General features: G+C 40.9%; 24 protein-coding genes and 8 tRNA genes. 27 read left to right on the forward strand and 5 right to left on the reverse strand.

Annotation, left to right across the window (positions count from 1 at the left end; genetic code table 11):
• Positions 1–7 precede the first annotated feature (7 nt).
• Complete coding sequence (gene greA / locus L3Q70_RS06785; protein ID WP_062570756.1) at positions 8–484, forward strand: transcription elongation factor GreA; 477 nt, start codon at positions 8–10, stop codon at positions 482–484.
• Positions 485–603: 119 nt separating this feature from the next.
• Entirely contained in the window at positions 604–1,647 is a 1,044-nt protein-coding gene (locus tag L3Q70_RS06790; RefSeq protein ID WP_062570757.1) for a S66 peptidase family protein, read from the forward strand.
• Position 1,648: 1 nt separating this feature from the next.
• Here L3Q70_RS06790 and L3Q70_RS06795 read toward each other — a convergent pair whose 3' ends face one another.
• Positions 1,649–2,398 (reverse strand): DUF3307 domain-containing protein, encoded by a 750-nt coding sequence (locus tag L3Q70_RS06795; protein ID WP_237115118.1) that lies wholly within the window; start codon positions 2,396–2,398, stop codon positions 1,649–1,651.
• Positions 2,395–3,012: a hypothetical protein gene (locus L3Q70_RS06800; protein WP_193988667.1), complete on the reverse strand. Its 618-nt coding sequence runs from the start codon at positions 3,010–3,012 to the stop codon at positions 2,395–2,397. The genes L3Q70_RS06795 and L3Q70_RS06800 overlap by 4 nt, the downstream gene beginning before the upstream one ends.
• A gap of 153 nt (positions 3,013–3,165) precedes the next feature.
• Here L3Q70_RS06800 and L3Q70_RS06805 point away from each other — a divergent pair, with 153 nt between their 5' ends.
• The 11 genes from L3Q70_RS06805 to L3Q70_RS06855 all read left to right on the forward strand — a co-directional run bounded on the left by L3Q70_RS06805 (position 3,166) and on the right by L3Q70_RS06855 (position 13,713).
• Entirely contained in the window at positions 3,166–3,669 is a 504-nt protein-coding gene (locus L3Q70_RS06805; protein ID WP_062570760.1) for an NYN domain-containing protein, read from the forward strand.
• Between the two features lie 373 nt (positions 3,670–4,042).
• Positions 4,043–4,957: a BadF/BadG/BcrA/BcrD ATPase family protein gene (locus L3Q70_RS06810; RefSeq protein WP_062570761.1), complete on the forward strand. Its 915-nt coding sequence runs from the start codon at positions 4,043–4,045 to the stop codon at positions 4,955–4,957.
• Positions 4,957–6,069, forward strand: a complete 1,113-nt coding sequence (gene nagA, locus L3Q70_RS06815) for an N-acetylglucosamine-6-phosphate deacetylase (protein WP_062570762.1) — start codon at positions 4,957–4,959, stop codon at positions 6,067–6,069. The genes L3Q70_RS06810 and nagA overlap by 1 nt, the downstream gene beginning before the upstream one ends.
• A gap of 60 nt (positions 6,070–6,129) precedes the next feature.
• A complete protein-coding gene (locus L3Q70_RS06820) occupies positions 6,130–7,260 on the forward strand; it encodes a DUF5009 domain-containing protein (RefSeq protein WP_062570763.1) in 1,131 nt (376 codons plus the stop codon).
• Positions 7,261–7,462: 202 nt separating this feature from the next.
• A complete protein-coding gene (nagB, locus tag L3Q70_RS06825; RefSeq protein WP_237115119.1) occupies positions 7,463–8,257 on the forward strand; it encodes a glucosamine-6-phosphate deaminase in 795 nt (264 codons plus the stop codon).
• Positions 8,258–8,370: 113 nt separating this feature from the next.
• Positions 8,371–9,288 carry an NAD(+) diphosphatase gene (gene nudC, locus L3Q70_RS06830; protein ID WP_062570765.1) on the forward strand — a complete coding sequence of 306 codons (918 nt, stop codon included), beginning with the start codon at positions 8,371–8,373 and terminating at the stop codon, positions 9,286–9,288.
• Positions 9,289–9,305: 17 nt separating this feature from the next.
• Positions 9,306–10,484, forward strand: coding sequence for a cystathionine beta-lyase (locus L3Q70_RS06835; RefSeq protein WP_193988671.1), 1,179 nt, complete (start codon positions 9,306–9,308; stop codon positions 10,482–10,484).
• A 115-nt stretch (positions 10,485–10,599) separates the two neighbouring features.
• On the forward strand, positions 10,600–11,418 hold the full coding sequence (locus L3Q70_RS06840; RefSeq protein ID WP_062570767.1) for an ABC transporter permease subunit: 819 nt from the start codon (positions 10,600–10,602) through the stop codon (positions 11,416–11,418).
• On the forward strand, positions 11,415–12,323 hold the full coding sequence (locus L3Q70_RS06845) for an ABC transporter ATP-binding protein (RefSeq protein ID WP_062570768.1): 909 nt from the start codon (positions 11,415–11,417) through the stop codon (positions 12,321–12,323). Before L3Q70_RS06840 ends, L3Q70_RS06845 begins: the two co-directional genes overlap by 4 nt.
• Positions 12,324–12,325: 2 nt before the next feature.
• Positions 12,326–12,700, forward strand: coding sequence for a PH domain-containing protein (locus tag L3Q70_RS06850; protein WP_062570769.1), 375 nt, complete (start codon positions 12,326–12,328; stop codon positions 12,698–12,700).
• 218 nt (positions 12,701–12,918) lie between these two features.
• Positions 12,919–13,713, forward strand: coding sequence for a putative porin (locus L3Q70_RS06855; protein ID WP_062570770.1), 795 nt, complete (start codon positions 12,919–12,921; stop codon positions 13,711–13,713).
• Between the two features lie 57 nt (positions 13,714–13,770).
• Here the strand turns inward: L3Q70_RS06855 and L3Q70_RS06860 are convergent, their stop codons facing one another.
• Complete coding sequence (locus tag L3Q70_RS06860; RefSeq protein ID WP_237115120.1) at positions 13,771–15,621, reverse strand: M2 family metallopeptidase; 1,851 nt, start codon at positions 15,619–15,621, stop codon at positions 13,771–13,773.
• Positions 15,622–15,789: 168 nt separating this feature from the next.
• Here L3Q70_RS06860 and L3Q70_RS06865 point away from each other — a divergent pair, with 168 nt between their 5' ends.
• Entirely contained in the window at positions 15,790–18,069 is a 2,280-nt protein-coding gene (locus L3Q70_RS06865; RefSeq protein ID WP_237115121.1) for an acyl-CoA dehydrogenase, read from the forward strand.
• 46 nt (positions 18,070–18,115) lie between these two features.
• Here L3Q70_RS06865 and L3Q70_RS06870 read toward each other — a convergent pair whose 3' ends face one another.
• Together L3Q70_RS06870 and cysK are read right to left on the reverse strand one after the other, a co-directional pair.
• Positions 18,116–18,556 (reverse strand): hypothetical protein, encoded by a 441-nt coding sequence (locus L3Q70_RS06870; RefSeq protein WP_130151447.1) that lies wholly within the window; start codon positions 18,554–18,556, stop codon positions 18,116–18,118.
• A gap of 148 nt (positions 18,557–18,704) precedes the next feature.
• Positions 18,705–19,673 (reverse strand): cysteine synthase A, encoded by a 969-nt coding sequence (gene cysK, locus L3Q70_RS06875; RefSeq protein WP_062570774.1) that lies wholly within the window; start codon positions 19,671–19,673, stop codon positions 18,705–18,707.
• A 410-nt stretch (positions 19,674–20,083) separates the two neighbouring features.
• Between cysK and L3Q70_RS06880 the strand changes: the two genes are divergently transcribed.
• The 13 genes from L3Q70_RS06880 (at position 20,084) to L3Q70_RS06940 (ending at position 25,921) form a co-directional block, all read left to right on the forward strand.
• Positions 20,084–21,235, forward strand: coding sequence for a dicarboxylate/amino acid:cation symporter (locus tag L3Q70_RS06880; RefSeq protein WP_062570812.1), 1,152 nt, complete (start codon positions 20,084–20,086; stop codon positions 21,233–21,235).
• Between the two features lie 107 nt (positions 21,236–21,342).
• The gene (gene uvrY, locus L3Q70_RS06885) at positions 21,343–21,993 is read left to right on the forward strand and encodes a UvrY/SirA/GacA family response regulator transcription factor (protein WP_062570775.1); all 651 of its coding nucleotides are present in this window, start codon (positions 21,343–21,345) and stop codon (positions 21,991–21,993) included.
• 8 nt (positions 21,994–22,001) lie between these two features.
• Entirely contained in the window at positions 22,002–23,825 is a 1,824-nt protein-coding gene (uvrC, locus tag L3Q70_RS06890; protein WP_062570776.1) for an excinuclease ABC subunit UvrC, read from the forward strand.
• A gap of 41 nt (positions 23,826–23,866) precedes the next feature.
• On the forward strand, positions 23,867–24,412 hold the full coding sequence (gene pgsA / locus L3Q70_RS06895) for a CDP-diacylglycerol--glycerol-3-phosphate 3-phosphatidyltransferase (protein ID WP_062570777.1): 546 nt from the start codon (positions 23,867–23,869) through the stop codon (positions 24,410–24,412).
• A gap of 139 nt (positions 24,413–24,551) precedes the next feature.
• Positions 24,552–24,627, forward strand: a tRNA-Gly gene (locus L3Q70_RS06900).
• 12 nt (positions 24,628–24,639) lie between these two features.
• Positions 24,640–24,713, forward strand: a tRNA-Cys gene (locus L3Q70_RS06905).
• Positions 24,714–24,747: 34 nt separating this feature from the next.
• Positions 24,748–24,834: transfer RNA gene (locus L3Q70_RS06910), tRNA-Leu, on the forward strand.
• 69 nt (positions 24,835–24,903) lie between these two features.
• Positions 24,904–24,979, forward strand: a tRNA-Gly gene (locus tag L3Q70_RS06915).
• A gap of 39 nt (positions 24,980–25,018) precedes the next feature.
• A tRNA-Leu gene (locus tag L3Q70_RS06920) sits at positions 25,019–25,105 on the forward strand.
• Positions 25,106–25,227: 122 nt separating this feature from the next.
• Positions 25,228–25,303 (forward strand) — tRNA-Gly (locus L3Q70_RS06925).
• An 18-nt stretch (positions 25,304–25,321) separates the two neighbouring features.
• A tRNA-Cys gene (locus L3Q70_RS06930) sits at positions 25,322–25,395 on the forward strand.
• 35 nt (positions 25,396–25,430) lie between these two features.
• Positions 25,431–25,517, forward strand: a tRNA-Leu gene (locus tag L3Q70_RS06935).
• Positions 25,518–25,651: 134 nt separating this feature from the next.
• Complete coding sequence (locus L3Q70_RS06940; protein ID WP_237115122.1) at positions 25,652–25,921, forward strand: hypothetical protein; 270 nt, start codon at positions 25,652–25,654, stop codon at positions 25,919–25,921.
• The last annotated feature ends 26 nt before the right edge of the window (positions 25,922–25,947 follow it).

Raw genomic sequence — 25,947 nt, forward strand, 5'->3', positions numbered from 1 at the left:
GAATAATATGCAATCAATTCCGATGACGGTTCGTGGTGCAGCATTACTGCGCGAAGAACTTAACGAATTAAAAACAGTTACCCGTCCTAAAATCGTTGCTGATATCGCTGAAGCACGTGAGCACGGTGATTTGAAGGAAAACGCAGAATACCATGCTGCTCGTGAGCAACAAGGTTTTTGCGAAGGCCGTATTCAAGAAATTGAAGCAAAGCTTTCAAATGTACAAATCATCGATGTAACTAAGATGCCAAAAACTGGTAAAGTTATTTTTGGTACGACAGTGACTATCGTTAATGTTGACACTGACGCTGAGGTTAAATACCAAATTGTGGGTGATGATGAAGCAGATATCAAAAACAACTTGATCTCTGTTAATTCGCCAATCGCGCGTGGTTTAATTGGTAAAGAGGTCGATGATGCCGTTACCATTAAAACGCCAAATGGTGAAGTAGAGTACGAAATCATTGAAGTTGAGTATATTTAGTAGCTTAACCAAGCATTGATGAAAACCGCAGTTTTATACTGCGGTTTTTTTATGCCTGTTTACTTCTGGTATATTATTCGGTACGTTGGCTGCTAGGTTCTTTACAAGAAGAGGTAATAGTGGTGAAAATTCAATATCCTAAAGCGCTATCTTTAGGCGATAGCATCGCCATTTGTGCTTTTTCTTCTGGTGTCGATAAGGCATATCATAAAAGATTAGATGTTGTACTCGAAGGGTTAAGTGCGAAGGGTTTTAATGTTGTTGAAGGAGACTGCTTACGTCAACAACACAATAGTGCAAAGGAGCGTGCGGCCGAATTGATGCAGTTTTTAACCGATGACTCGATTGCTGCGATTATGCCGCCTTGGGGAGGGGATCTCACCATGGAGATTTTACCTTTGTTAGATTTTAGCGCTATCAGTAACGCAAAACCTAAGTGGTTAGTCGGTTTTTCCGATATCAGTACGTTTGCTTGCGCACTCACTACGCGATGTGGCTGGGCTACACTGCATGGTGCCAATTTAATGCAGATTCATCCCGATGATAAAGATCCACACCTAGCGGCTTTATTTACCGCCATGGGTCTTGAAGAAACAGCATCCTTTAAGCAACTTGCTGCGCCTTTTTATCAGCAAGATCAGATTGATTACGCAACTAAACCTGATGCGAAATTCAACTACACAGCTGAAAGCCAATGGCGTTGTATTAACTATAAAGATAAGCGACAAATAGAAGTATCAGGTCGTTTGATTGGCGGCTGTATTGACACACTAGGCTTATTACTGCCTTCAAATTACTATGCATTGCATGAGTTTAAAAAGCAGTATGCACCGGAGGGATTAATTCTTTATTTAGAAAATGCAGAACTGAGTCCGATGGCGTTAGCACGGTGTTTATTATCTTTAAAACTTAATGATGTGTTTACTGATGTCAATGCCGTTATATTTGGCCGTAGCCCAGCAATTAATAACGACTGTTACTTTGATGAATATCAGGCAATTGAGTTAGCATTTCAAGGTAACTTATTCCCTGTTTTGACCGATGCTGATATTGGCCATGTTGCACCAAACCTTGCGTTGATCAATGGTGCATTCGCCACCATAACCGCAGATCTTTGTGAAGGTATGGCGACGAATGTTCAAATAGACACGGTGTTAAGTTAACTCAAAAGAGTTTAACTAAATAAACAGTACTCATACCAATGAGTAATGTCACAGAAACGCTCAATAAAGTGCCAAGCATGACATACTCAGTGAGCTGTTTTTCTTCGCTCGCTTTTAAATCACCAAAGCGAAAAATTGACTTTGCAGCGAGTAGGAATCCTACTCCTGCGTATTCCCCCATAAGTATAAAGCTTAACATCAGTCCTCGCTCTAAAAGGCCTATACTGTGGCCTGCCGCAGGGATGCTGCCAGATGTAGCAAAGCCTTGTGTTATTTTTTCAAGCATCATGCGAATAAATACTGAGCTTGGATTTAATACGAGTATGTAAGCACAGATAACAAAAAGCGTATCTATAGCAATCAGTTTTTGCCAAATAAGCGCATAAAATTCATCATAATCGGTTAACCACACAGCTAGCATCACCAGCACAATACTATGTGCAAGTTGATCAAGCAGAAAAGGAATGACCCCTTTATTGGAATAGGATTTTGCTAAATCAATGAGGAAGTGACTAAGCATAATTAGCAGTGTTGCGTAGACAACACGTGCAAGCTCACTCCAGCCATAATTAAACTCCCAAAGAGCTAAAATGATAAACGAAACAATGCCGTGCGTTAAAACATGCAAATACAGTTTTGTCGCGCGAAAGTGTTGGCTGTTTCGCTCATTAACCCAGCTCATTGGCTGTAGATAAAAGTCAGCAACTAAGTGCGCTAAAAATAGGGCGATAAGTAATAAGGTAAAGCTCATGCTATCAATCCTTTGAGTATTGTATGGCTGTACTTGATAAAACGTTCGACTAATTGGTACTGAGCAAGGTTTAGTAATTTGGTCACATTTTCTCTGCTTGTATTGAGCTCTTTTGCTAGTTCTGCGTGACTATTATTGCTTGCTGTAAGGTAATTAAATAAAGCATTCGCTTGTTTTTGGCTCATTTTTTCTAGCAATACCTCTATGAAGGCAATATTGAGTAAAAATCCTTCATCGAGATGATTATTTTCCACTTTTATTGTTAATAGCTGATGAGTCATATTATCTAAGCCTTGACCGGATAACGTATACGCACTTCCTGTGGCTGTTTTAATATCGGCGCGAGGATTCTCGACTGTGCCAATGGCCATACTTTGACGTAATTCATAGTTAGCTGCTTTCATTTGTAAATATAAGAGTATTGCTACATGACAGACAGATTCAGGTGTTTGTAGCTGTAATTGCAAAGCATCACCACGATAAATACTAAAACTACTTTCAAAGCGTTGAGTAATAAAACGTAAGCTTTGATCGAGTTGGTATAGCATTGCATCATATTCTTGTTGTGGGATTCTTTGTGATTTAATTAAATCCCCAGTGATCACTGCTATCATAGCGCATCCTCTTACTGTAACTAAAACTAGTTACTTGTCCAGATGTAACCAAATTTGGTTACTGTTGTTCATGTAACCAATTTAGGTTACTTTTGAGTGAATTACAAGTAAGTCGTGCTCCAGTAGCAAGATATAAATTATACAAGGTGTATTATGCAAACAATTGAAAAGCCGAGAATTGCTATTTTTGTCGACGTACAGAATATTTATTACACCTGTAAAGAAAGTTATGGAAAAAACTTCGATTACAACGCCTTTTGGGCAAGGATGCAGGAGCTGTATACAATTGATAGTGCTATTGCCTATGCAATTTATCGTGGCGATGAAAAGCAATCACAATTTCAAAATATTTTGCGAGCAATAGGCTTTGAGGTAAAACTTAAGCCATTTATTCAGCGCCGGGATGGCAGTGCAAAAGGGGATTGGGATGTAGGTATTACTATTGATATGCTTGAAAATGCACGTAAAGTAGACAAAATGGTGTTGCTGTCTGGCGATGGTGACTTTGCATTGTTATTAGGGCATCTAGCACACAACTATCAAATTTCTTGTGATGTGTATGGGGCAGAACACTTGACTGCTGATGTACTAAAAAATGCGGCTGAGAATTTTTACTGTATCGACGACGGATTGTTACTTAATAACCGCAGAGAATAGCAATAAATATTCCTATTTAAATAAATTGTTTAACTAAAGTATTATTTCGGCTAAGCTAATATGAACTAGACTCGTTCATAGTTACAGTAATATGCGCTTGGAATGGCTCTTTTAATTCAAATAAACAATAAGAACAAGACATACCAAGTAATTGCTAGGTCTGTTTCAAATTTCTTTTCTGTTAATAAAGCTTTTTAATTCAACAAATTAGAAATAATTATGAAAGTTATACGAATTTTTATGAAAAATGTAATGACAACGCTGTCATTTATTGTGTAACATTAAATCAACATGGGTTGAGATGATTTCGCATTCTGATAAGAAAAAATAGTGCGATTTATACAAAAACTAAACGAAGGTTAGGGGTCGTTAAATGATGGCGAAGAGTGTGAGTGAGGACCAATTGTTTATTGGTATCGATGGTGGCGGAACAAAGTGCCGAGCAACCATTTACTCTGTAAAACATGGCGTATTAGGGACAGGCTTAGGCGGTCCGGCAAATCCACTACATGGTTTGGAGCGCACACTTGAATCTATAATGGTCTCAACTCAATTAGCGTTGCGTGATGCTGGGTTACCGTTAGAGACGGTACACCAACTCTATGCAGGTTTAGGCCTTGCAGGTGTTAACTTGCCGAGCCTTTACGATAAAATTATGGAGTGGGAGCACCCGTTCAAACAAATGTTTTTAACGACTGACCTACATACGGCTTGTATAGGCGCTCATGAAGGCAGTGACGGTGCAGTCATCATCACAGGCACGGGCTCATGTGGCTTTTCTTGTGTTAATGGGCAAACCAGCAATTTTGGTGGCCATGGTTTTGCATTAGGTGACAAAGGCAGCGGTGCTTGGATGGGACTTGAAGCGATAAAAGCAACGCTGTTGGATTTAGATGGGTTAGGCTCAAAGACCTGTTTAACCAAAGTCATTACTGAACATTTCTCGGCTGATAACGCAATGGCGATTGTTGAGCAAATGTCAGGTCAACCATCTAGTAGTTATGCAAAACTTGCTCGCTATGTGTTTAATGCTGCAAATGAGCAAGATGCAGTGGCACTTGCTATTGTTAAAGACGGTGCAGAGTATGTGAGTAAACTTGCACACCGTTTATTAGAGAACAAACCACCACGTTTGTCTATGATAGGTGGTTTAGCAGAGCCGTTAAATAAATGGCTAGACCCTGATATCGCTAAGCTTGTAGAAAACCCAATTCAACCACCTGAAATGGGAGCGGTATATTTCGCACAACAGTCTGTGTTAGAACAAAGCCAAGAGGTAGCAATTTAATGACGATTTTTCATGCTCAGTCACTATTTACCGGCGAAGAATTTTTAAACGATCGTTATTTTAGTGTAGATAATGGGGTATTCACCTTAACTGAAGCAAGTACCGATGCGGTTAAGCTAGATGGGCTCGTGGTGCCTGGTTTTATTGATGTGCAAGTAAATGGTGGTGGTGGTGCATTTTTTAATGCAGAGCAAACCCCACAATGTTTGCACAATATTGCGAAAGCGCATGGTCGATTTGGTTCAACTGCGATAATGCCAACTCTCATTACTGATAAAGTAGAGGTGATGGCACAAGCTGCTGATGCAACGGCAGAGGCAATTGCCCAAGCAGTGCCAGGTGTGTTAGGTATTCATTTTGAAGGCCCACATTTATCTTTACCTAAAAAAGGTACTCATAGTGAACAGTTTATAAGGCCTATTTCAGAACAAGAGTTTGCGATCTATGCACGTCAAGACTTGGGCATAAAAATGGTGACGCTGGCACCTGAAAATGTCAGATCAGAAGATATAACGCGATTAGTTGAATGTGGCGTGAAAGTAAGTATTGGCCACACTAACGCTGATTTTGCAACGACTAATAAAGCATTGGCCGCAGGCGCTGATGGTTTTACACATTTATTTAATGCAATGTCGGCATTTACCTCGCGAGAGCCTGGTGTAGTTGGCTCTGCCCTTTGGGATGATAACAGCTGGTGTGGCTTAATTGTTGATGGTCATCATGTTCACCCATCGTCAGCCAAATTAGCGATTCGTACTAAGCAACGCGGTAAAGTTATGTTAGTAACTGATGCAATGCCTCCTGTGGGCACTGACGATATGGAGTTTGATTTCTTTGACGGTCGAAAAGTTATTCGTACCGGTGACCGTTTAAATTCGACAACAGGCGAACTTGCGGGCAGTGTGCTTGATATGGCAAGTGCTGTACGCAATACCGTTAATACATTGGATGTGAGTTTAGCTGAAAGCTTGAGAATGGCGTCTTTGTATCCTGCACAATATCTTGGTTTGAACAAAAAGGGCCGTCTAGTAAATGGCTTCGATGCTGATTTTGTTGTACTTGATGAGCATCAGTATGTAAAAGCAACTTATATTGCAGGTAACGCAGTTTAGAACTTCCCTGTAAAAACCCCGCCGTTGTATCGCGGGGCTTTTTGCATTAAAGGTAATAAAATGACAACAACACAACCTACAAAAAAACGTTTAGCTTCTCTAGATGCATTACGCGGCATGGATATGTTTTGGATCTTAGGTGGTCAGTCAATATTTGCAGCACTTTTTGTGCTAACAGGCTGGACAGGCTGGAAGCTATTTGAAGCACATACAGTGCACAGTGAATGGCACGGTTTTACTTTTTACGACTTAATATTCCCGCTATTTATTTTCCTATCTGGCGTTGCGATGGGGCTTGCACCAAAACGCATTGATCACTTAAGTTGGGATGAGCGTAAAGTGTATTATCGCAAAGCTATTAAGCGCTTATTACTGCTTTGTTTTTTAGGTATTTTATATAATCACGGCTGGGGTACAGGCATGCCGATGGCGTTTGATGAGATACGCTACGCCAGTGTATTAGCTCGAATAGCCATTGCGTGGTTTTTCTGTGCCATGTTGGTTTGGCATACAAGCTTACGAACCCAAGTCATAACAGCGGTATCTATTTTACTTGGCTACTGGTTACTGCTTAGCTTTGTGCCTGTACCAGGAGGCAGTGCCGGAGACTTATCTGCTGCTGGAAGTTGGAATGCATGGTTCGATAAGTATTTACTACCAGGGATTAGTTATCAAAATCGCGTTGTAGACCCTGAAGGCGTGTTGTCTAATGTGCCAGCGATTGTTAACGCACTTATGGGGGTGTTTGCAGGGCAGCTTATTGCACGAGCACAACAAATTGGTGAATGGAAAATGTCTGGTGTGTTATTTATTTCAGGCATTGTTAGCGTAAGCTTGGGTTGGCTCTGGGATTTACAGTTTCCGGTAAATAAAGAGTTATGGACGAGCTCTTTTGTATTGGTGACCGTAGGGTGGAGCGCCATTTTATTAGCCGTGTTTTATGCTTTGGTTGATATATTACCAGGGCAGCGAGTTGCGTATCCATTTGTTATTATAGGTGCTAATTCGATCATTATCTACCTAGCCTCGAGCTTAGTGAACTGGGGTTATGTAAGCCAAAGTGTTTTTGGTGGTGTTATTCGCGCGGTTCCTGATTTATGGCAGCCATTAATAGCCGTGGTAGCATTACTTGCTGTACAAATGCTTGTGTTGCATTGGATGTACCGTAGAAAAATCTTTGTCAGTGTTTAGTTAACGCTGATAGAAAACATTATTTTTTATTCACTTTTACTTTACAAAGTCAAATCGAAAAGTGATAATGACAGCGTTGTCATAATGGTTATAACTACTGTTCCGTATCCTGGCAGTGGTTTGATCTAAAACTCGATTCGATTGCACGTGGGGTCGGGTTTTAGATCCCATTTTTTTCAATTTATAATTAGAGCTAATCAATATGCAAATAGTCATTCTTGATGATGCCGCACAAGTGGCAGCCTACGGGGCTAAAATCTTTGCTAAACAACTTATAAAAAAACCAGCATCAGTACTTGGCTTGGCAACTGGCTCAACACCTGTTGCGTTATACCAAGAGCTTATCGCAAAAAATAAAGCGGGTGATATTTCATTTAGCCAAGCGACAACATTTAATTTAGATGAATACTTAGGTCTTACAGGTGAGCATCCGCAAAGTTATCGATACTTTATGAATGAGCAATTATTTAATCACGTTGATATTAACAAAGATAACACGCATGTTCCGCCTGGAGATGCAATCAACCCGTTAGTTGCGTGCAATGAATATGAGCAAAAAATTGCAGCATCAGGAGGGGTTGATGTGCAATTACTTGGTATTGGCCGTAACGGTCATATAGGTTTTAACGAGCCGTCTTCAGGTCTTACCTCGCGCACTCGGGTAAAAACACTTACCAAAGCAACCATTGATGATAACGCACGATTCTTTGACGAAGGCGAATATCAACCGCATTTATCAATCACTATGGGGATTGGGACTATCTTAGAAGCCAAAAAAGTAGTGCTATTAGCGACGGGTGAAAGTAAAGCTGATGCGGTACAGGCAATGGTTGAAGGTCCGCTCATGGCAAAGTGCCCAGCCTCTGCATTACAAATGCATAAAGATGCTGTCATTATCATTGATAAAGCAGCTGCAAGTAAATTAGAAGATTTAGCGTTCTACCAGCACATTGAAGCTGAGAACCAAAAACTACAAGCGCACCTAGCGACCTTGTAAAATTGTGAGAGAGAGCAAAAAAGCCCATTTGGGCTTTTTTTATGCCTGTTATAAATTGGGTTTATCATCAGCTTATGGTAGTTTTAGGGGGTAAATAATTTCAAAGGAACGCCATGCTGAATTACTCTCAAATGCCACTGGACCGTGCCTCTAATCATCGAAAAGATCCTAAGTGGCTAAAGGCGAAAATTAATTCTCAGAGTCGCTGGTTACTTGTTAAAAATAATCAGAGTCTATTTGTTAAAGGGTGCCCTGAGGTGTGTTACTTGCGCCTATCTCAGGTTGATCATCTTGATTTATCGAAAGGTATTTTACTTGGCCTTGACGAGCAAGGAATTGCTCATTTTGCGTTAGATGTAAGCAATGTGCCTGATTCACTTATTGACCCTGTTCTTGATGGTACTGAGTTTGTTGATATACGCAAGTTAGGCCCTCAAGTTGAACTAAAGCAAGGCTCGATTGCTGCACTTGCTCGTGGTCTTTGTTTTTGGCATGCAACCCATCGTTTTTGTGGTCGATGTGGCCATGAAAATAATATGGTTGAAGCAGGGCACTCTCGCCTATGTGAGAACCAAACGTGTCAGCATCAAACGTTTCCTCGCACTGATCCTGCCGTCATTATGATAGTGAAAAAAACTTTTTCAGATGGGATTGAGCGCTGTTTACTCGGTCGTCAAGCAAGCTGGCCTGAGGGCGTATTTTCAACATTGGCGGGGTTTGTTGACCCAGGTGAAACACTCGAGCAAGCTGTCGCCCGAGAAGTCATGGAAGAAGCTGGTATTGCTGTCACTGATATTCAGTATATAGCTTCACAACCTTGGCCTTTTCCATCTTCAATCATGTTCGGTTTTATGGCAACAGCAGTGTCAGAAGACATTCAGGTTGATAAAGATGAATTAGATGATGCTAGGTGGTTTAGTCGTGATGATCTTAATCAATTTGGCCAATGGCATGAACAGGGCAGTCACCTAAAATTAACCCGACAAGACTCTATTTCTCGATTCTTGGTTGAGCATTGGCGCAACCTGTAAACTAGATTGGAATAACGATGACAAAGACAAATAAAAATACTCAAATAGTGAGTGCAGGGCGTAAAAAAGCATATACCCAAGGCGTGGTGAATCCGGTCGTACAGCGCGCATCAACCGTGGTTTTCGACTCGGTTTCTGAGTTAAAAGAAGCCGCTAAAAAACGGGGTGATAAAACGCTTTTTTATGGTCGCCGTGGTACCACCACACACTTCGCACTACAAGAAGCCATTGCTGAACTTGAGGGCGGTGAAGGTTGCGCACTTTATCCATCGGGTGCGGCTGCAATAAGCAATGCGTTGTTATCGTTTGTGAAAACGGGCGATCATATTTTGATGGTTGATACGGCTTACGAACCAACTCGTGATTTTTGTGACAAAATATTAGCAGGCCTTGGAATTGAAACAACCTATTACCCACCAGGTATCGGTGCAGGCATTGATGAGTTAATAAAAGAAAATACCCGTGTATTATTTTTAGAATCACCAGGCTCGATTACCATGGAAGTGCAAGATGTACCCGCTATGGTCGCTAAAGCGAATGAGCGTGGTGTCATGACGATGCTAGATAATACTTGGGGTAATGGTCTGCATTTTAGACCGCTTGAGCATGGGGTGGACATTAGTATCCAAGCTGCGACTAAATATATTGTTGGCCATTCCGATGTAATGATGGGAGTGGCGGTTGCTAACAAAAAATACTGGTCAACACTGAGAGAAAACTCATATCTATTAGGCCAATGTACGTCTGCTGATGATGCATATTTAGCATTACGTGGCTTACGCACTATGGCTGTGCGTTTAAAACAGCACGAGCAAGCCGCCATTGAAGTTGCTAAATGGCTTGAAACACACCCATTGGTTGATCATATTCGCCATCCGGCCTTTGCGAGCTGTCCCGGCCATGAGTTCTTTAAACGTGACTTTGACGGGAGTAATGGCTTATTTTCGTTTGTAATGAAGCAAGGAAATCAACAAGCGATAGATGCGTTTTTAGATAGTTTGCAGCATTTTAAAATGGGCTTTTCTTGGGGCGGATACGAAAGTTTAGTTACTGCAAATTTAACGATGAAAGGGCTCCGCTCTGAAACAGGTTGGACGCAAGGCCCAGTGATCCGCTTGCATATAGGCTTGGAAGATGTAACAGATTTGCTAGCCGATCTAGATCAAGCTCTTGGTGTTTACGAGAACCATTTGTAGTTCAAAAGTTTATACTTTGTTACATAAGAGCCGCAATGCGGCTCTTTTTTTTCTGGTAATTCAAGCTGTTTCACCTTAGTGTAATTCCAATAATAATATTCATTAAGGATTGTGAGTGACGCAGTTACACCCTAAACGTCTTGCGCAAATTGCTCAATTTGAACTTGTACGACTATTTTTGACCAAACGTGGTTTGCTAGCGGTTGCTGCATTCGCCATTTGTTGGTTACTTATTTTACGCTATCCCATAGCTGAATCTGTGAATTTGATTAGCTCCCCTGAGTTTGCTGACTTTGCTAGGCAGGCGTTTGGTGCTATCGGTATCAGCCGGTTGCTAGATTGGCCTGAATCAGAGCTAGCGATGTACTGGCTAATCGCTTTATATAGCTTCCCTTGCTTTTGCTTGTTTTTATGTAGTGACCAAACTGTTGGAGACCGACAGCGTGGTACGCTACGCTTTTTGTCACTACGGGCAACCCGTTCAGAGATTATAATTGGCCGCTTTTTAGGGCAATTATTAATCTTAGCAGCATTGTTATTTGTTACTCTGATGGCAACGCTTGCTATGTTGACGTATCGTGAGCCAAGTTTATTTCTTTCTGGTTTTTCAAGAAGCCTGACACTCTTAGTGTTTCTGCTAATTACTGTAATGCCGTTTATTGCTTTAATGAGTTTTCTAAATACGTTTGCGCGCTCATCTCGTCTTGCATTTGTGTTAGCTATTTTATTTTTTGCTGGCGGCAATATTATTATTGGTTTGCTTACTTGGCAGCTGCCTTTACTTGACGTTCTATATTATTTATTTCCTGGCTACCAAATCGATGTAGTCGCGGGACAAAGAGCAGGCATGATGTTAGGGGTCGGTTTACCTGTTTTACAAACAGTTGTGCTGCTTGCGGTGGGTGAACGAATTTTTGCAAGGAGCTCACTATGACAGTATTAATTCAGGCACAAGGTTTATCAAAAAACTATGGAGCTAAGCGAGCGCTTGATAATGTCAGCTTTGAAATAAATAAAGGAGCGCCAGTTGCACTTGTTGGCCCTAATGGTGCTGGTAAAACAACCTTATTTAGTTTGTTATGCGGTTATATTTTACCAAGTTCTGGGCAGTTATCAGTGTTGGGCCACGCCCCAGGTAGTGCGGCTTTATTTGGTAAGCTTACGGCATTACCACAAGATGCACAGCTTGATCCGCGTTTTAGTATTGCGCATCAATTAAATTTTTATGGTCAACTGCAAGGTTTAAGTGGCACGGTTCGTAAAAAAGAAACAGCACGTGTTCTAGAACTTGTGGGTTTATCTGAAGTGGCTAAACAGCGCCCAGACGATCTTTCTCACGGGATGCGTAAGCGAGTCACAATTGCGCAAGCACTTATAGGTGAACCTGAAATTGTAATGCTTGATGAGGCGACTGCAGGTCTGGACCCTATCCACGCGCGTGAGGTTCGTGAGCTTGTGAGCTCTTTAAGCAATGAAGCCACATTTATTTTAAGCTCCCATGATCTAACCGAACTTGAGCGTTTATGTTCGCAAGTATTACACCTAGATAAAGGGGTATTGAGTGAGCATCAAGCGCGTTCTAGCACACAAGATAATAAGCATTATATAACACTACAATTGAATCAACGTTATGATGATGTAGAAGCTAAGCTTGCAAGTCTTGCCCAGGTGCATCATGTTTATATGAGCCAGGCAAAAGAATATGTCATTGAATTTGAGCAGACTGTCGAACCATTTGATATCAATCTATTACAGTTTTGTTATCAACAAGGTTGGCAGTATCGTCAACTAGTGAATGGTCACACACTCGAAAACCAAATTTTTCATAAGGAGAGTTAGTTATGGGTTTACTAAGTGGATTAATGGGTAATGCTAGCGAAGTTGATAATGATGATCTAGAAGAATTACTTGCCAACACGCTTATCGCGGGTGAAACAGTGCAAAAGGCCTATAAGGTTATCCGTGATATGTTTATCTTCACCAATAAAAGATTGATTATTATTGATAAACAAGGTGTTACGGGGTCTAAAGTGGAAATGCTAAGTATTGCTTACTCAAAAATTACTAAATTTAGTAAAGAAAGCGCGGGGCATTTTGATTTAGATGCAGAGCTGAAAATCTGGGTAGGGTCAGATCCTACTCCGATCAGCAAAGACTTCAAAGCAGGTGATAACATTAATGAGGTTTATAGAATAATTAGTGAGTTTTCATTATAATGCATTGAAAATAAAGTGATTTATAATATAGTTGGTGTTGAATTGAAAATTCGGGCCAACTTTTTCTTTACATTTGCCGACAATTTATTACAATTAGTTGATTAAAAACAAGGAGTTAGTTAAGTTCCCGTTCAGTTTTCTCGCGTTAGCATGTGCCCAACTTAGCCATTTGGCTAGTTTTGTAGCAATTAAAACAATGTTTATAGGGAAATCTGTTTATGAAAAAGTTAGCAGTTATTATTTCGAGTATGCTTCTTTCAACTGCCGCGACTGCTGCGGACAGTTATCAATCAATCAGCCACTTAGGGTATACGGACACCGATGGCAATGACACAGTAAGTGTTGATTCAATTTATTACTTTGCACCAAAGAACACTATGGGTCCTTACGACCAGTTTGAGTACATCAACAAAACGACTAACGTTTATGGTGCTTATTCAGACGATGATTTTGGTGATGTATTAGGCTTAGGTGGTGAGTACTTTGTAGAAGATTTTGTATTCGGCGCTGGTTACAACAACTATGACTCAGATTTTGGTTCAAGCACAGATGTATTTAACGTTTCTGCTGGTTACTTCTTCAATCCAAACTTATTATTAAAAGCGACTTTCGTTGACGTTGAAGACGGTGACAACTCAGTGATGTTTGATCTTAAGTATAATCACCAGTTAAACAGCACTGATTACATTGGTTTTACTTTAACTGCTGATGACGAGTTTGATTACCGCGCAGTAAATGCTAAATACTTCGTAGATCTGCAACAAGGTAACTACCTTACAGTTGAAGGTACAATCTCTGATACAGATGATAACGGTAGCTCATGGGAGTTAGGTTCTAACTACTATTTCTCTAAAGCAACGTCAGTATTTGTAACGTTTAACAAAGAAGATGATTACAGCTTTGGTGCTCAACACTTCTTCAATAAAAACGTTGGCTTAAAAGCGGGTTACGGTAACAACTGGGATGACTCAGATTACGATGCATACTTTGCTAACGTAAGCTTACAGTTCTAATCATTAATTTGATTGTAAAAAAGCCCGCATCATGCGGGCTTTTTAGTTTTTAGTATCTTACCATCCGCACTGACGGTCTTTATTTTGCTCATCAAGGTATTTTTGTAATGGCGCAAAGTAATCTAAGATTGCTGTTGCATCCATTTCTTCTTTCCCCGTTATTGTAGCAAGGGCTTCTTGCCATGGGCGACTTGAACCCATTGCTAACATCGCATTCAGCTTTTCACCAGCCTCTTTTGAGTTATACACTGAACAGCGATGAATCGCTTCTTTGTTACCAGCAATTTCACATAAACTTCTGTGGAAGTCGAATTGTAAAATATGCGCTAAGAAATAACGCGTGTAAGGGGTGTTACCCGGTACGTGATACTTAGCACCTGGATCGAAGTCTGCTTCGCTACGTGCGATAGGCGCTTGAACGCCTTGATATTTTTCACGTAGTTCCCACCAGGCTTTGTTGTAATTTTCGGGTGTTACTTCACCTGAGAATACTTTCCAGCGCCATTGGTCAACTAATAAGCCAAATGGGATAAAGGCGACTTTATCCAGTGCCATTTTCATTAATAGACCGATATCTTTTGATTCATCAGGCACTTCGTCTAATAAACCAATTTCTTTTAAGTAGTCAGGTGTAACAGACAGCGCAATAGTGTCACCAATGGCTTCATGGAAACCATCGTTCGCACTTTCTTGATAATAAATAGGTTGCGTGTTGTAGGCGCGCTGGTAGAAGTTATGGCCTAACTCGTGGTGAATAACAGAAAATTCCTCACCGGTACGCTGAATACACATCTTGATACGTAGGTCATCTTTGCTATCTATATTCCATGCTGAAGCGTGACACTGTACGTCACGATCTTGTGGTTTAGTGAATAGTGAGCGTTCATAGAAAGTGTCTGGTAATGGCGCAAAACCCATTGAAGTAAAGAACTTCTCGGCGCCACGCACCATTTTCAGTTCGTCGTAATCATGTTTTGCTAATAACTCTGTTACGTCGTAGCCAGGATCTGCATTTTCCGGCGCAACTACATCGTAGATATTCCCCCAAGTTTGTGCCCACATATTACCTAACAGATGCGCAGGAATTGGTTGGTCTTGAGGGACCTTATCTTCGCCATACTTTTCACCGAGCTTGGCACGAACATGGCAATGTAATGAATCATAAAGCGGTTTAACTTGACCCCAAATACGGTCAAGCTCTTTTGCAAAATCATCCGCTGGCATATCGTATTTACTACGCCACATAGCACCAGTATCTGCATAGCCAAGCTCTTTAGCACCTTCGTTAGTCAGTGCAACTTGCTGCTCATAAAGTGGGCGCATCGGTTTGGAAACTTGGCGCCAACCTTGCCATAAATCCAGTAGTTCATTGTAGTCGCGGCTTGTCGCCATTTTTGCGGTCATCTCGCCAAGGCTTAAGCAGCTACCATCTTCTTTACAGTACTTACCTTTACCATAAATACCACCTAGTTCAGCAACTAACTGTGAGAGTTTTGCTGTTTTTTCAGCATCCTGTGGGGCAGGCAAAGTTAGCGCTAGTTTTAGCTTGTCTAGCTTACGACGCGCATCGTAATCCAGTTCTAAACTATCGAATTTTGCAGCTTCATTAGCAAGACGAACAACAGCTTCGGTCATCTTACGATTAACCTCAGCTGATAACTCTGCAGTATCGTGCGTGATGAAGTTGGCATAAATCCACTCAGCGCGACTTGCTTCTAAATAAAGCGCACTTAACTCTTTTTCTGTATCGGCGATAAATTTAGCAGCATCTTGCGGTGTCACCTGACTTTTTTTGATTTCAGCCGTAGCTGTTTTGGTATTTGTAGCGTCATCATTACAGCCTGAAAGTGCAAGTGCACTGGCCACCATGAGAGCGCTCATACTGAGTTTAAATGGAGTCTTTTTCATAACATTCCCTAGAAGTTTATTGTTATTTATTGCCCATGCATAATAGCAGCGTCTTGATAAACAACAAACTATGTAGATGAGAACAATTTACGAGATGTGGCTTACGTTGTATTTATTGCACGATCAGTCATACTTGAAGACAGTTAATTTAAATAAAAGGATTGCATAATGACGACCGTAATCATTCTGTTACTGGTTGCTGTGATTGTGATTTTTGCTGTAAAAGATATTCGCATTAATCTGATCACTCGACCAACGTTTAGTATGTTTAAAAAAGTATTGCCACCCTTATCACAAACAGAACGTGAAGCCATGGAAGCGGGCGACGTGTGGTGGGATGGTGAGCTATTTAGTGGCAACCCTGACTGGCAGAAACTACATAGTTTTCCTAAACCTGAACTCAGTGATAAAGAGCGCGCATTTATGAGTAAGCAGGTTGAGACGTTACTTGCTATGCTTGATGATTATCAAATTGTCCAAAAAGATAAAGACCTACCAAAAGAAGTCTGGGAATATTTAAAGAAAGAAGGCTTTTTTGCGTTAATCATTCCTGAAGAATTTGGTGGCCGTGAATTTTCAGCCATTGCTAATTCGACCATCGTATCAAAAATTGCCACTAAAAGTTTAACTGCTGCGGTCACCGTAATGGTACCAAACAGTTTAGGCCCTGGTGAGCTACTGCTTCATTACGGAACTAAAGAGCAACAAGAGCGTTGGTTACCAAGCTTAGCTAAAGGTGATGATGTACCTTGTTTTGCGTTAACAGGTCCAGAGGCAGGGTCGGATGCCGGTAGTATTCCCGATACTGGCGTTGTTTGCATGGGCATGCATAATGGTGAAGAAGTAATCGGTTTAAAGCTTAATTGGTCAAAACGCTACATTACCCTTGCACCAATTGCTACAGTGCTAGGTCTTGCATTTAAGATGTATGATCCTGATGGTCTGTTGGGCGATAAAAAAGAGTTAGGTATTACCTGTGCGCTTATTCCGACTGATCACGAAGGTGTGCAAACGGGCGAGCGTCATTATCCTCTCAATATGGCATTTATGAATGGCACAACCTATGGTAAAGATGTGTTTATTCCGCTTGATTGGATCATTGGTGGCGAAAAGGGGGCTGGTCGAGGTTGGCGCATGCTGGTTGAATGCTTAAGCGCTGGTCGTGGTATTTCGCTACCGGCACTCAGCACTGCAACAGGCCATCTTGCATCACGTATGACATCGGCGTATGCGACCGTAAGGCAACAATTTGGTGTGTCAATTGGCCAATTCGAAGGCGTGCAAGAAGCGCTTGCGCGTATCGGTGGGTTAACATACACCCTTGAATCTGCAAGGTTAATGACCGCTGGCGCCATAGATTTAAAGCTGAGTCCATCAGTAGTGACAGCCATTGCTAAGTACCATATGACAGAAATGGGTCGCACTGTAATGAATGATGCCATGGATATTCATTCAGGTAAGGGCATTCAAGTAGGTCCTAATAACTATCTTGCCCATGGTTACATGGGGATCCCTGTATCGATCACCGTTGAAGGGGCAAATATTCTTACTCGTAATTTGATGATTTTTGGTCAAGGTGCGACTCGTTGCCACCCATTTGTTTTAAAAGAAATGGCAGCCGCTGCCATGGAAGATCATGACCTTGCACTGAAAGAGTTTGACTCATTACTGCTACAGCATATTTTGTTTGCAACAAGCAATGCGGGTATGGCTTTTGTACATGGTTTAACACGCAGTTACTTTGCTAAATCTCCAGTGTGTGGAGTGACAAGTCACTATTACAAACAGTTGAGCCGAATGAGTCGAGGCTTAGCATTTTGTACTGATGTTGCTATGTTGGTATTAGGTGGCGAGTTAAAACGCAAAGAGATGATTTCGGCGCGTTTAGGCGATGTGCTGAGCCACTTATATCTTGCCTCATGCGTTCTGAAACGCTACGAAGATGAAGGGCGTCAACAAGCCGATTTACCGTTTGTTCAATATGCAGTAGAACATTCGCTTTATAGTATTGGCCAAGCATTTGACGGCTTTTTCAAAAACTTTTCGAACCCGATTGTTAACTTTTTACTGAAGCGTATCGTTTTCCCATTGGGTAACCATTACCATCGCCCAAGTGATGAGCTAGCACAGACTATGTGTGAGCACATGACTAACCCTGGTGTATTTAGGGACAGATTGACCCATTTATGCTACGTAGACGATAAAGCGGGAACTGGTGTAATGGAAAATGCTTTCTTAGCCATGATAGATACGCAGGAAGACTTTAAACAATTACGAAAATGGCAAAAAGAAGGCTCGATTTCCCGTAATCTAGAGCTTGAAGATGCTATCGTTGAAGCTGCTGAGAAAAACTTAATTAATGCAACCGTCGCTGAGCGTATGAGTGAAGCGAATGCGCTACGTAAGCAAGCAATCGCTGTGGATAATTTCGCGCCTGGTGAACTCTAATCAACGCATTAAAAAGCCTTGCTTAGCAAGGCTTTTTTGTCTGCACTTATCTAGCAAAAGGGTCGGGGTTAATTTTTTCAATATACCAATCACCTTTTTTACGTATCATTTTAACACTACGCATATCATCAATTTTTTTGCCATTGAAGTAGCCAGTAAAAATAAGATTGATATTGGCTTTATCACCGTACTGCTCTCGCAAACTCATATTCGTCATGTCGACTTCGATCACGACTTCATCGTACTGCATATTAACCAAATTACGGGCAAACTGGTTAGCGGTACCATAAGATTTCATAATTCGCGCCATCTTTGGCGTTGCATATTGGGTCGCTAAGTTTAAATCTTGTTTATTATATAAAGCGTCAAAGAAGAGCGTCGCCGTTACTCCTGGGGTATTCTTTTCACCTTTCGGGGCATCTTCAGGTCCGCATCCGAGTAGTAAAACACTGCTTAGCAGGGCACAAATAAAAAGTATTTTTTTCATTGTTCATAGTTTAAAAAATATAATTTGCCTTTAGTGTGTGACTAAATAACTTTCTTGTAAAGGTGGTTAGGTGTTTTAGGTTGGTTTATTTTTATTTTATAATAAAAAAGGATGCAATATGCATCCTTTTTTATCTTAATTAAGCTATTTATTGAACAAGCTCTTTGTCACTGAATTCTTCAGCAAATAATGGGCTTGATAAATAACGCTCTGTCGCACTTGGTAAAATTACCACAATATTCTTACCTGCATTTTCAGGTTTTTCTGCAAGTCGTTTTGCCGCAACAACTGCTGCACCAGATGAAATACCTACCAAGATACCTTCATTTTTCATTAACTCATGCGCCATTGCAATCGCATCTTCATTTGATACTTGCTCAGCAGCGTCAACAACTTCTAGGTCTAAGTTACCTGGGATAAAGCCGGCACCGATACCTTGAATTTTGTGAGGACCTGGTTTGATTTCTTCACCTGCTAGAGTTTGGCTAATAACAGGTGAGTTTGTTGGCTCAACAGCAACAGATTGAACATTTAAACCTTTTTCTAGTTTAAGGTAGCGGCTTACACCTGTAATAGTACCGCCCGTGCCTACACCAGCTACGAAAATGTCGATTTTACCATCCATTGCTTCGAAGATTTCAGGACCCGTTGTTTCAAAGTGAATTTTCGGGTTAGCTGGGTTTTCGAATTGTTGTAAAAGAATGTATTTTTCAGGCTCACTTGCTTGAATTTCTTTTGCTTTTTCAATAGCGCCATTCATGCCTTTAGCGCCATCTGTTAAGACTAAGTTGGCGCCTAAAGCTTTTAATAGTTTACGACGCTCTAAGCTCATCGTATTGGGCATAGTCAGTGTCAATTTATAACCACGAGAAGCTGCAACAAAGGCAAGAGCAATACCTGTGTTACCAGATGTTGGTTCGATTAACTCTTTTTCTTTCGTTAAAACACCTGACTTTTCTGCTTCCCAGATCATTGAAGCGCCAATGCGGCATTTAACACTGAAGCTTGGGTTACGAGATTCTACTTTAGCGAAAACATTACCTGAGGTAACGCGATTAAGCTTTACAATTGGCGTATTGCCAATCGTTAATGAATTATCTTCAAAAATGTTAGACATAGTGTTCCCTTGGAAGCAATTTATCAATCGTGATCAAATAGCTTAGGCTACCGATCTGTAATAGTCACACTTTACTTCGCCAAATAAAAAACGAAAGTAAAGTTTGGCTATAACATATAGCGAATAGGCTTATAGCTTTTAGGAATAAGCCAAAAATCATCAGAGCTGCCACATAGTCGGGGGAGTTTTTACGCTTAAAGAATTAAGTGAGTGATGTGTTCGGCTTCTTCAAAAAGGTAATCACTCGGCATGTATTTAATGCAATAATTATAACTGAGATCAATTTTCAAATTAGATTCTTGTCAGTTGTGATGGTAAATTGCGCAATCAAACGTAAATTTGGCTGTTTTATAACAAAAGTAAATCAAAACGTGGTAAAAGATTACCACCTAAAAATTGAAGTGATCGTTATGAATTTAATTCTAAAGTTAATTGCTGGCATTGTTGCTGGTATCTTAGTGGGACTATATGTGCCATTAACAGGTGTTGAACTCCTTTATACAATAAAAGAAATAATAGGTCAGTTGATTACCTTTACGATACCGTTGATCATTTTATTCTTTATTGCATCAGGTATTGCAGGCTTACCAAAGGGCTCAGGTCACTTGCTTGGTAAAACAGTAGGGTTTGCTTATGGCTCGACTATTATTGCGGGCACACTTGCTTTCTTACTGGTTAGTACGATTATCCCGTTGTTTGACGGTGGCTTAACCTACGAAGCTGAAATTGCGACTGAAGTAGGAAGCTTTATCGATTTAGAAATTCCTCCTCTTATGGGGGTTATGACAGCCTTGGCTACAGCATTTGTGTTTGGTATTGGCATGAGTCAACTGCAACTTGATACATTAAAAAAAGTGTCGGACCAAGGACGCGATGTAATTGATGGCTTGTTAGCAAAAGTTATTATCCCTGCGCTTCCTTTTTATATTGCAGGGGTCTTTGCTGAAATGACCGTTGCGGGTACAGTCGTTGATACACTACAAACGTTTGGTATTGTCTTACTTGCCGCACTGATTATGCACTGGTTATGGTTAACAGTTTTATATGTTAGTACGGGTCTTTTATTAAAACGTAATCCAATAGAACTTGTAAAAAATATGCTTCCAGCTTATTTTACTGCTTTAGGGACAATGTCGAGTGCTGCAACGATCCCAGTTTCATTACGTGCGAGCAAAGCAAATAATGTAAAAGAAGATGTTGCAAACTTTACTGTACCATTATGTGCAACCATCCATTTATCAGGCTCAACTATTACGATAGTTACTTGCGCATTAGCCGTTATGTTTTTGTCACCAAATATGGATGTGCCATCATTATTCGGCATGTTGCCATTTATTATGATGTTAGGTGTCGTCATGATTGCAGCACCGGGTGCACCTGGTGGCGCAGTTATGTCAGCATTGGGGCTTTTAACCAGTATGCTTGGCTTCAATGAAGGCGCTGTTGCATTAATGATTGCACTATATTTAGCGCAAGATAGCTTTGGTACTGCTTGTAATGTTACAGGCGATGGTATTATTGCATTGTGGGTTGATCGCTTTAGCGAGAAAGCCTCGTCATAAAATTAATTTGCGAGACGATATTTGATTTATCGTTTCGCTGTTTCTGTGCTAATGTGGCACATTAAATTGTGCGAAAGCATATATTTGGGTTATTCGAGGGTGTTCCATTGATTAATGTACTTTTAGTTGATGACCATGAACTTGTACGGACAGGGATCAGACGTATACTTGATGATGTTCGTGGTTTTAAAGTGGTTGGTGAAGCTAAAACCGGTGAAGAAGCAGTACAGTTTTGCCGTCAAAATTCACCTGATATAGTGTTAATGGACATGAATATGCCAGGTATAGGCGGGTTAGAAGCAACGAAGAAAATCTGTCGTTATTGCCCAGATGTAAAAATAATCGTGCTTACTGTGCATTGCGAAGACCCATTTCCTAGCAAAGTGATGCAGATAGGTGCTCATGGTTATCTAACCAAAGGGGCAGGCTCAGATGAAATGGTGAATGCGATTCGTGCTGTAAATGCAGGTCAACGTTATATTGCACCAGAAATAGCACAGCAAATTGCACTTGCACAGGTTAGTGGTCGAACAGATGAAAACCCGTTTCAGAGTTTATCTGAGCGTGAGTTACAGATTATGTTAATGATCACTAAAGGTGAAAAAGCGCAAGATATCGCTGACCGTCTTAACCTCAGTTCAAAAACAGTGAATAGTTATCGCTACCGCATGTTTGAAAAGCTCAATGTGGGTGGTGATGTAGAGCTAACTCATTTAGCGATCCGCCATAAAATGATCGATATTGATAGTTCGCATTAATTTGCTCAATGTCTGATTTCGATTCTGCCCGCTTTCTTAAAACATTATCAAGCGAACCTGGTGTCTACAGGATGCTTGATAATGAAGGGCAAGTAATTTATGTAGGGAAGGCTAAAAGCCTAAAAAAGCGTGTCAGTAGTTATTTCCGCAGTAATGTTACTGATAGTAAAACCCGTGTCTTAGTAAGTAATATTTGTGGTATTGAAGTCACTCTAACTAATACCGAAACCGAAGCTCTATTACTTGAAAATAATCTAATAAAAAAATACCAGCCTCGCTACAATATTTTACTGCGAGATGATAAATCATATCCATATATTTTACTGACTGATCATAAACATCCACGCTTAGCTTTTCACCGCGGTAGTCGCAAAATTAAAGGTGAGTATTTTGGGCCTTTTCCCAGTGCAGGTGCCGTATCCGAAAGCTTGCGGTTAATGCAAAAGATCTTCCCTGTTCGCCAATGTGAAGATGCTTATTATCGAGCTAGAAGTCGTCCTTGCCTTCAATACCAATTGAAGCGTTGTTCTGCACCCTGTGTCAATAAAGTTTCAGATGAAGAATACAAGCAAGAAGTTGATTTTGTTCGTAAATTCTTACTGGGTAAATCACATGAAGTTATTGCTGATTTAATTGCCAAGATGGAGCAAGCCAGTAAAGAGCTGAAATTTGAATTAGCTGCAAAAGTGCGCGATCAAATAATGCTACTTAGAAAAATGCAGGAACAACAATCTATTTCAGGTAATCATGCTGAAATGGATGTTGTGGGCTTTGCTCATCTGAATGGTTTAAATGCAGTTCACTTATTAATGATCCGCGACCATAAAGTGCTGGGCAGTAAAACCTACTTTCCGAAAGTGCCAAAGGATTCAGGGCAAGAAGAAATTTTGACTTCTTTCTTAGGCCAGTATTATTTAGCGCCCGGTGCAACAGGGCGTATCGCCAAAGAAATTATATTACCGTTTAGTATTGAAGAGGGTGAGCCTTTAAGTGAGGCACTTACGGCTATTTCAGAGCGTAAAGTCAGTTTAAAAGTTGCTAATCGAGGTGAGCGGGCACAGTATCTAAAGCTAGCTAACAAAAATGCATTAAATAGCATCAGTGTAAAACAAAGTACCCAAGACTCAATTAATAAACGCTATGCGCAATTAAAAGAAACGCTACGTCTTGATGATATTAATCGCATGGAATGTTTTGATATCAGTCATACAATGGGTGAAAACACGGTTGCTAGTTGTGTTGTGTTTGATTCGCAAGGACCTAATAATAAAGAGTATCGCCGTTTTAATGTTACGGGGATTACTGGTGGAGATGACTATGCCGCCATGGAGTTCGCATTAAATAAGCGCTACAACAAAGTAGTCGACGAAGAAAAAATACCCGATGTTATTTTCATCGATGGTGGTAAAGGTCAACTGTCTCGTGCTGAACAGTATTTTGAAACGTGGCCGCATAATAAAATGCCACTGTTAGTGGGTGTCGCAAAAGGGACTAGCCGAAAACCAGGGTTAGAAACTTTACTCATAGATGGAGGACGCAAAACAATTCCACTTGATTCAGATGCGCCAGCTCTTCATTTAATTCAACATATTCGTGATGAATCACACCGTTTTGCTATTGCAGGTCACCGTAATAAAAGACAAAAACAGCGAACTCAATCACTACTCGAAGAGATTTCTGGGGTAGGGCAAAAGCGTCGTCAATCAATTTTAAAATATTTAGGGGGCATGCAAGGGGTAAAAGCTGCTAATATAGAACAATTAAAACAAGTTCCTGGGATCAGCCCTGAAATGGCTGAGAAGATATTTAATCATTTGCATGACAAGGCGTAGCCTTCATGCGAATATAGAAAAAAAGACATCTCCAAGTAGTTATGTGGAATATTCCAAACACACTCACAACCTTTAGACTTTTTCTAATCCCTATTTTTTTGGTGATTTTTTATTTGCCATTCTCATGGGCGTTTTTCGCAGCGGCATTTGTATTCTGGCTTGCGTCAATCACTGATATTCTTGATGGCTACTTAGCTCGTCGACTTGATCAGTCAACACCCTTTGGTGCTTTCTTAGATCCTGTTGCCGATAAAGTAATGGTTTGCGCAGCACTTGTAGCGCTTTCTAGTCACTATCAGAGCTTATATATGACAATACCTGCACTTGTTATTATCAGTCGTGAAATTGTTATTTCTGCACTGCGTGAATGGATGGCCGAGCAGGGTAAACGCGACAACGTGGCCGTATCAAATATGGGCAAATTCAAGACCGCCGCACAAATGCTAGCGATTATTGGCTTAATTTGGCAATTTGACACTTGGATGATCTACTTAAGTTATGGGCTTTTATATATTGCGACACTGTTAACGCTTAGTTCTATGTTGCAATATTTGATGGCTGCGTGGTCAGAGTTGACCAAAAATTGATCCTAAACGTCTAATTACACACCGTTTTAGATAAAAAATAAGCAAACAGTTCAAAACTGGCATTTTTTATATTGACGCGTTTAATAATCTCTGTAGAATGCGTCCGTGTTGAGAGGGCATAGCCCCCAAGATAAAGAAAGCGGCACTAGCTCAGTTGGTAGAGCGCAACCTTGCCAAGGTTGAGGTCACGAGTTCGAGCCTCGTGTGCCGCTCCAATTATCTAGCTTGGCGGAATGGCAGAGTGGCCATGCAGCGGATTGCAAATCCGTCCACCTCGGTTCGACTCCGGGTTCCGCCTCCATTCAACACTCCACGCGCTCTAAGAGCAACCCGATGCCCGGGTGGTGGAATTGGTAGACACAAGGGATTTAAAATCCCTCGTTCGTAAGGACGTGCCGGTTCAAGTCCGGCCCCGGGCACCATTTGTGGTTAACTGCAACACCAAGTGTAGTTTTAAAATTTTTTAGATTTAACCTTAGAGTTAATATGATGCGGCACTAGCTCAGTTGGTAGAGCGCAACCTTGCCAAGGTTGAGGTCACGAGTTCGAGCCTCGTGTGCCGCTCCATATTAGCTTTATCCACTTGCTTTAAATAGCAAACCCGATGCCCGGGTGGTGGAATTGGTAGACACAAGGGATTTAAAATCCCTCGTTCGTAAGGACGTGCCGGTTCAAGTCCGGCCCCGGGCACCATTTAAACTTAAATAGTTTATGGATGAAGAAAAAATTTGCGGCACTAGCTCAGTTGCCAGAACGTTATTACCGCAACCTCAAGGTTGTGCACAAACGGACGAAATACTGACAGAAAAAAATTTGCGGCACTAGCTCAGTTGGTAGAGCGCAACCTTGCCAAGGTTGAGGTCACGAGTTCGAGCCTCGTGTGCCGCTCCAATTATTTGGAAGCGATAAGGCGGAATGGCAGAGTGGCCATGCAGCGGATTGCAAATCCGTCTACCTCGGTTCGACTCCGGGTTCCGCCTCCATATAATACTCCACACGCTCATATGAGCAACCCGATGCCCGGGTGGTGGAATTGGTAGACACAAGGGATTTAAAATCCCTCGTTCGTAAGGACGTGCCGGTTCAAGTCCGGCCCCGGGCACCATTTATATAAAATACCTCTTTTATATTTCTTTTAACAATCTCATCTAATTATTTTTTTATTGCCAAAATAGCTCTATAGTTTCCTAAGTCTTTTTTAAGTTCTACTGATTCAATAAATAGGATCAAGGAAAGATAATGGAGCAATTTAAACGGGGCTTAAATCAGTTTTGCGTTGGTGCAGTGTTTGGGGTTTGCTTAGCAATTTCATTAGTGCTTATTCCTATCGCAATTAATATGTCGAACATTAATGACGTACTTAAAATTCATGAAGTTAATGTGTTAGTTGAAAAAGTTTCGACTGTTTTCGATAAATCAGAACAGGCTATTGGTGATGCTAAGACAGCGTTGATCGACTTTGATAATGACGTAGTGATGGATATGCTGACTGCCGTACAATCTTATTAGCAACAAACACAGTGATTATTATCCTT

The sequence above is a fragment of the Pseudoalteromonas sp. CF6-2 genome, from assembly GCF_021729425.1.
GTDB classification, from domain to species: domain Bacteria; phylum Pseudomonadota; class Gammaproteobacteria; order Enterobacterales; family Alteromonadaceae; genus Pseudoalteromonas; species Pseudoalteromonas arabiensis.

Bases quoted from the DNA above. Each gene is read 5' to 3' on its own strand.
- L3Q70_RS06805 (WP_062570760.1), top strand. From the start codon at position 3,166: ATGCAAACAATTGAAAAGCCGAGAATTGCTATTTTTGTCGACGTACAG.
- L3Q70_RS06880 (WP_062570812.1), top strand. From the start codon at position 20,084: ATGAATTTAATTCTAAAGTTAATTGCTGGCATTGTTGCTGGTATCTTA.
- L3Q70_RS06855 (WP_062570770.1), top strand. From the start codon at position 12,919: ATGAAAAAGTTAGCAGTTATTATTTCGAGTATGCTTCTTTCAACTGCC.
- nagB (WP_237115119.1), top strand. From the start codon at position 7,463: ATGCAAATAGTCATTCTTGATGATGCCGCACAAGTGGCAGCCTACGGG.
- nudC (WP_062570765.1), top strand. From the start codon at position 8,371: ATGCTGAATTACTCTCAAATGCCACTGGACCGTGCCTCTAATCATCGA.
- L3Q70_RS06860 (WP_237115120.1), bottom strand. From the start codon at position 15,621: ATGAAAAAGACTCCATTTAAACTCAGTATGAGCGCTCTCATGGTGGCC.
- L3Q70_RS06810 (WP_062570761.1), top strand. From the start codon at position 4,043: ATGATGGCGAAGAGTGTGAGTGAGGACCAATTGTTTATTGGTATCGAT.
- uvrC (WP_062570776.1), top strand. From the start codon at position 22,002: ATGTCTGATTTCGATTCTGCCCGCTTTCTTAAAACATTATCAAGCGAA.
- nagA (WP_062570762.1), top strand. From the start codon at position 4,957: ATGACGATTTTTCATGCTCAGTCACTATTTACCGGCGAAGAATTTTTA.
- L3Q70_RS06940 (WP_237115122.1), top strand. From the start codon at position 25,652: ATGGAGCAATTTAAACGGGGCTTAAATCAGTTTTGCGTTGGTGCAGTG.
- L3Q70_RS06800 (WP_193988667.1), bottom strand. From the start codon at position 3,012: ATGATAGCAGTGATCACTGGGGATTTAATTAAATCACAAAGAATCCCA.
- L3Q70_RS06870 (WP_130151447.1), bottom strand. From the start codon at position 18,556: ATGAAAAAAATACTTTTTATTTGTGCCCTGCTAAGCAGTGTTTTACTA.
- L3Q70_RS06845 (WP_062570768.1), top strand. From the start codon at position 11,415: ATGACAGTATTAATTCAGGCACAAGGTTTATCAAAAAACTATGGAGCT.
- greA (WP_062570756.1), top strand. From the start codon at position 8: ATGCAATCAATTCCGATGACGGTTCGTGGTGCAGCATTACTGCGCGAA.
- L3Q70_RS06865 (WP_237115121.1), top strand. From the start codon at position 15,790: ATGACGACCGTAATCATTCTGTTACTGGTTGCTGTGATTGTGATTTTT.
- L3Q70_RS06795 (WP_237115118.1), bottom strand. From the start codon at position 2,398: ATGAGCTTTACCTTATTACTTATCGCCCTATTTTTAGCGCACTTAGTT.
- cysK (WP_062570774.1), bottom strand. From the start codon at position 19,673: ATGTCTAACATTTTTGAAGATAATTCATTAACGATTGGCAATACGCCA.
- L3Q70_RS06820 (WP_062570763.1), top strand. From the start codon at position 6,130: ATGACAACAACACAACCTACAAAAAAACGTTTAGCTTCTCTAGATGCA.
- L3Q70_RS06850 (WP_062570769.1), top strand. From the start codon at position 12,326: ATGGGTTTACTAAGTGGATTAATGGGTAATGCTAGCGAAGTTGATAAT.
- L3Q70_RS06835 (WP_193988671.1), top strand. From the start codon at position 9,306: ATGACAAAGACAAATAAAAATACTCAAATAGTGAGTGCAGGGCGTAAA.
- pgsA (WP_062570777.1), top strand. From the start codon at position 23,867: ATGTGGAATATTCCAAACACACTCACAACCTTTAGACTTTTTCTAATC.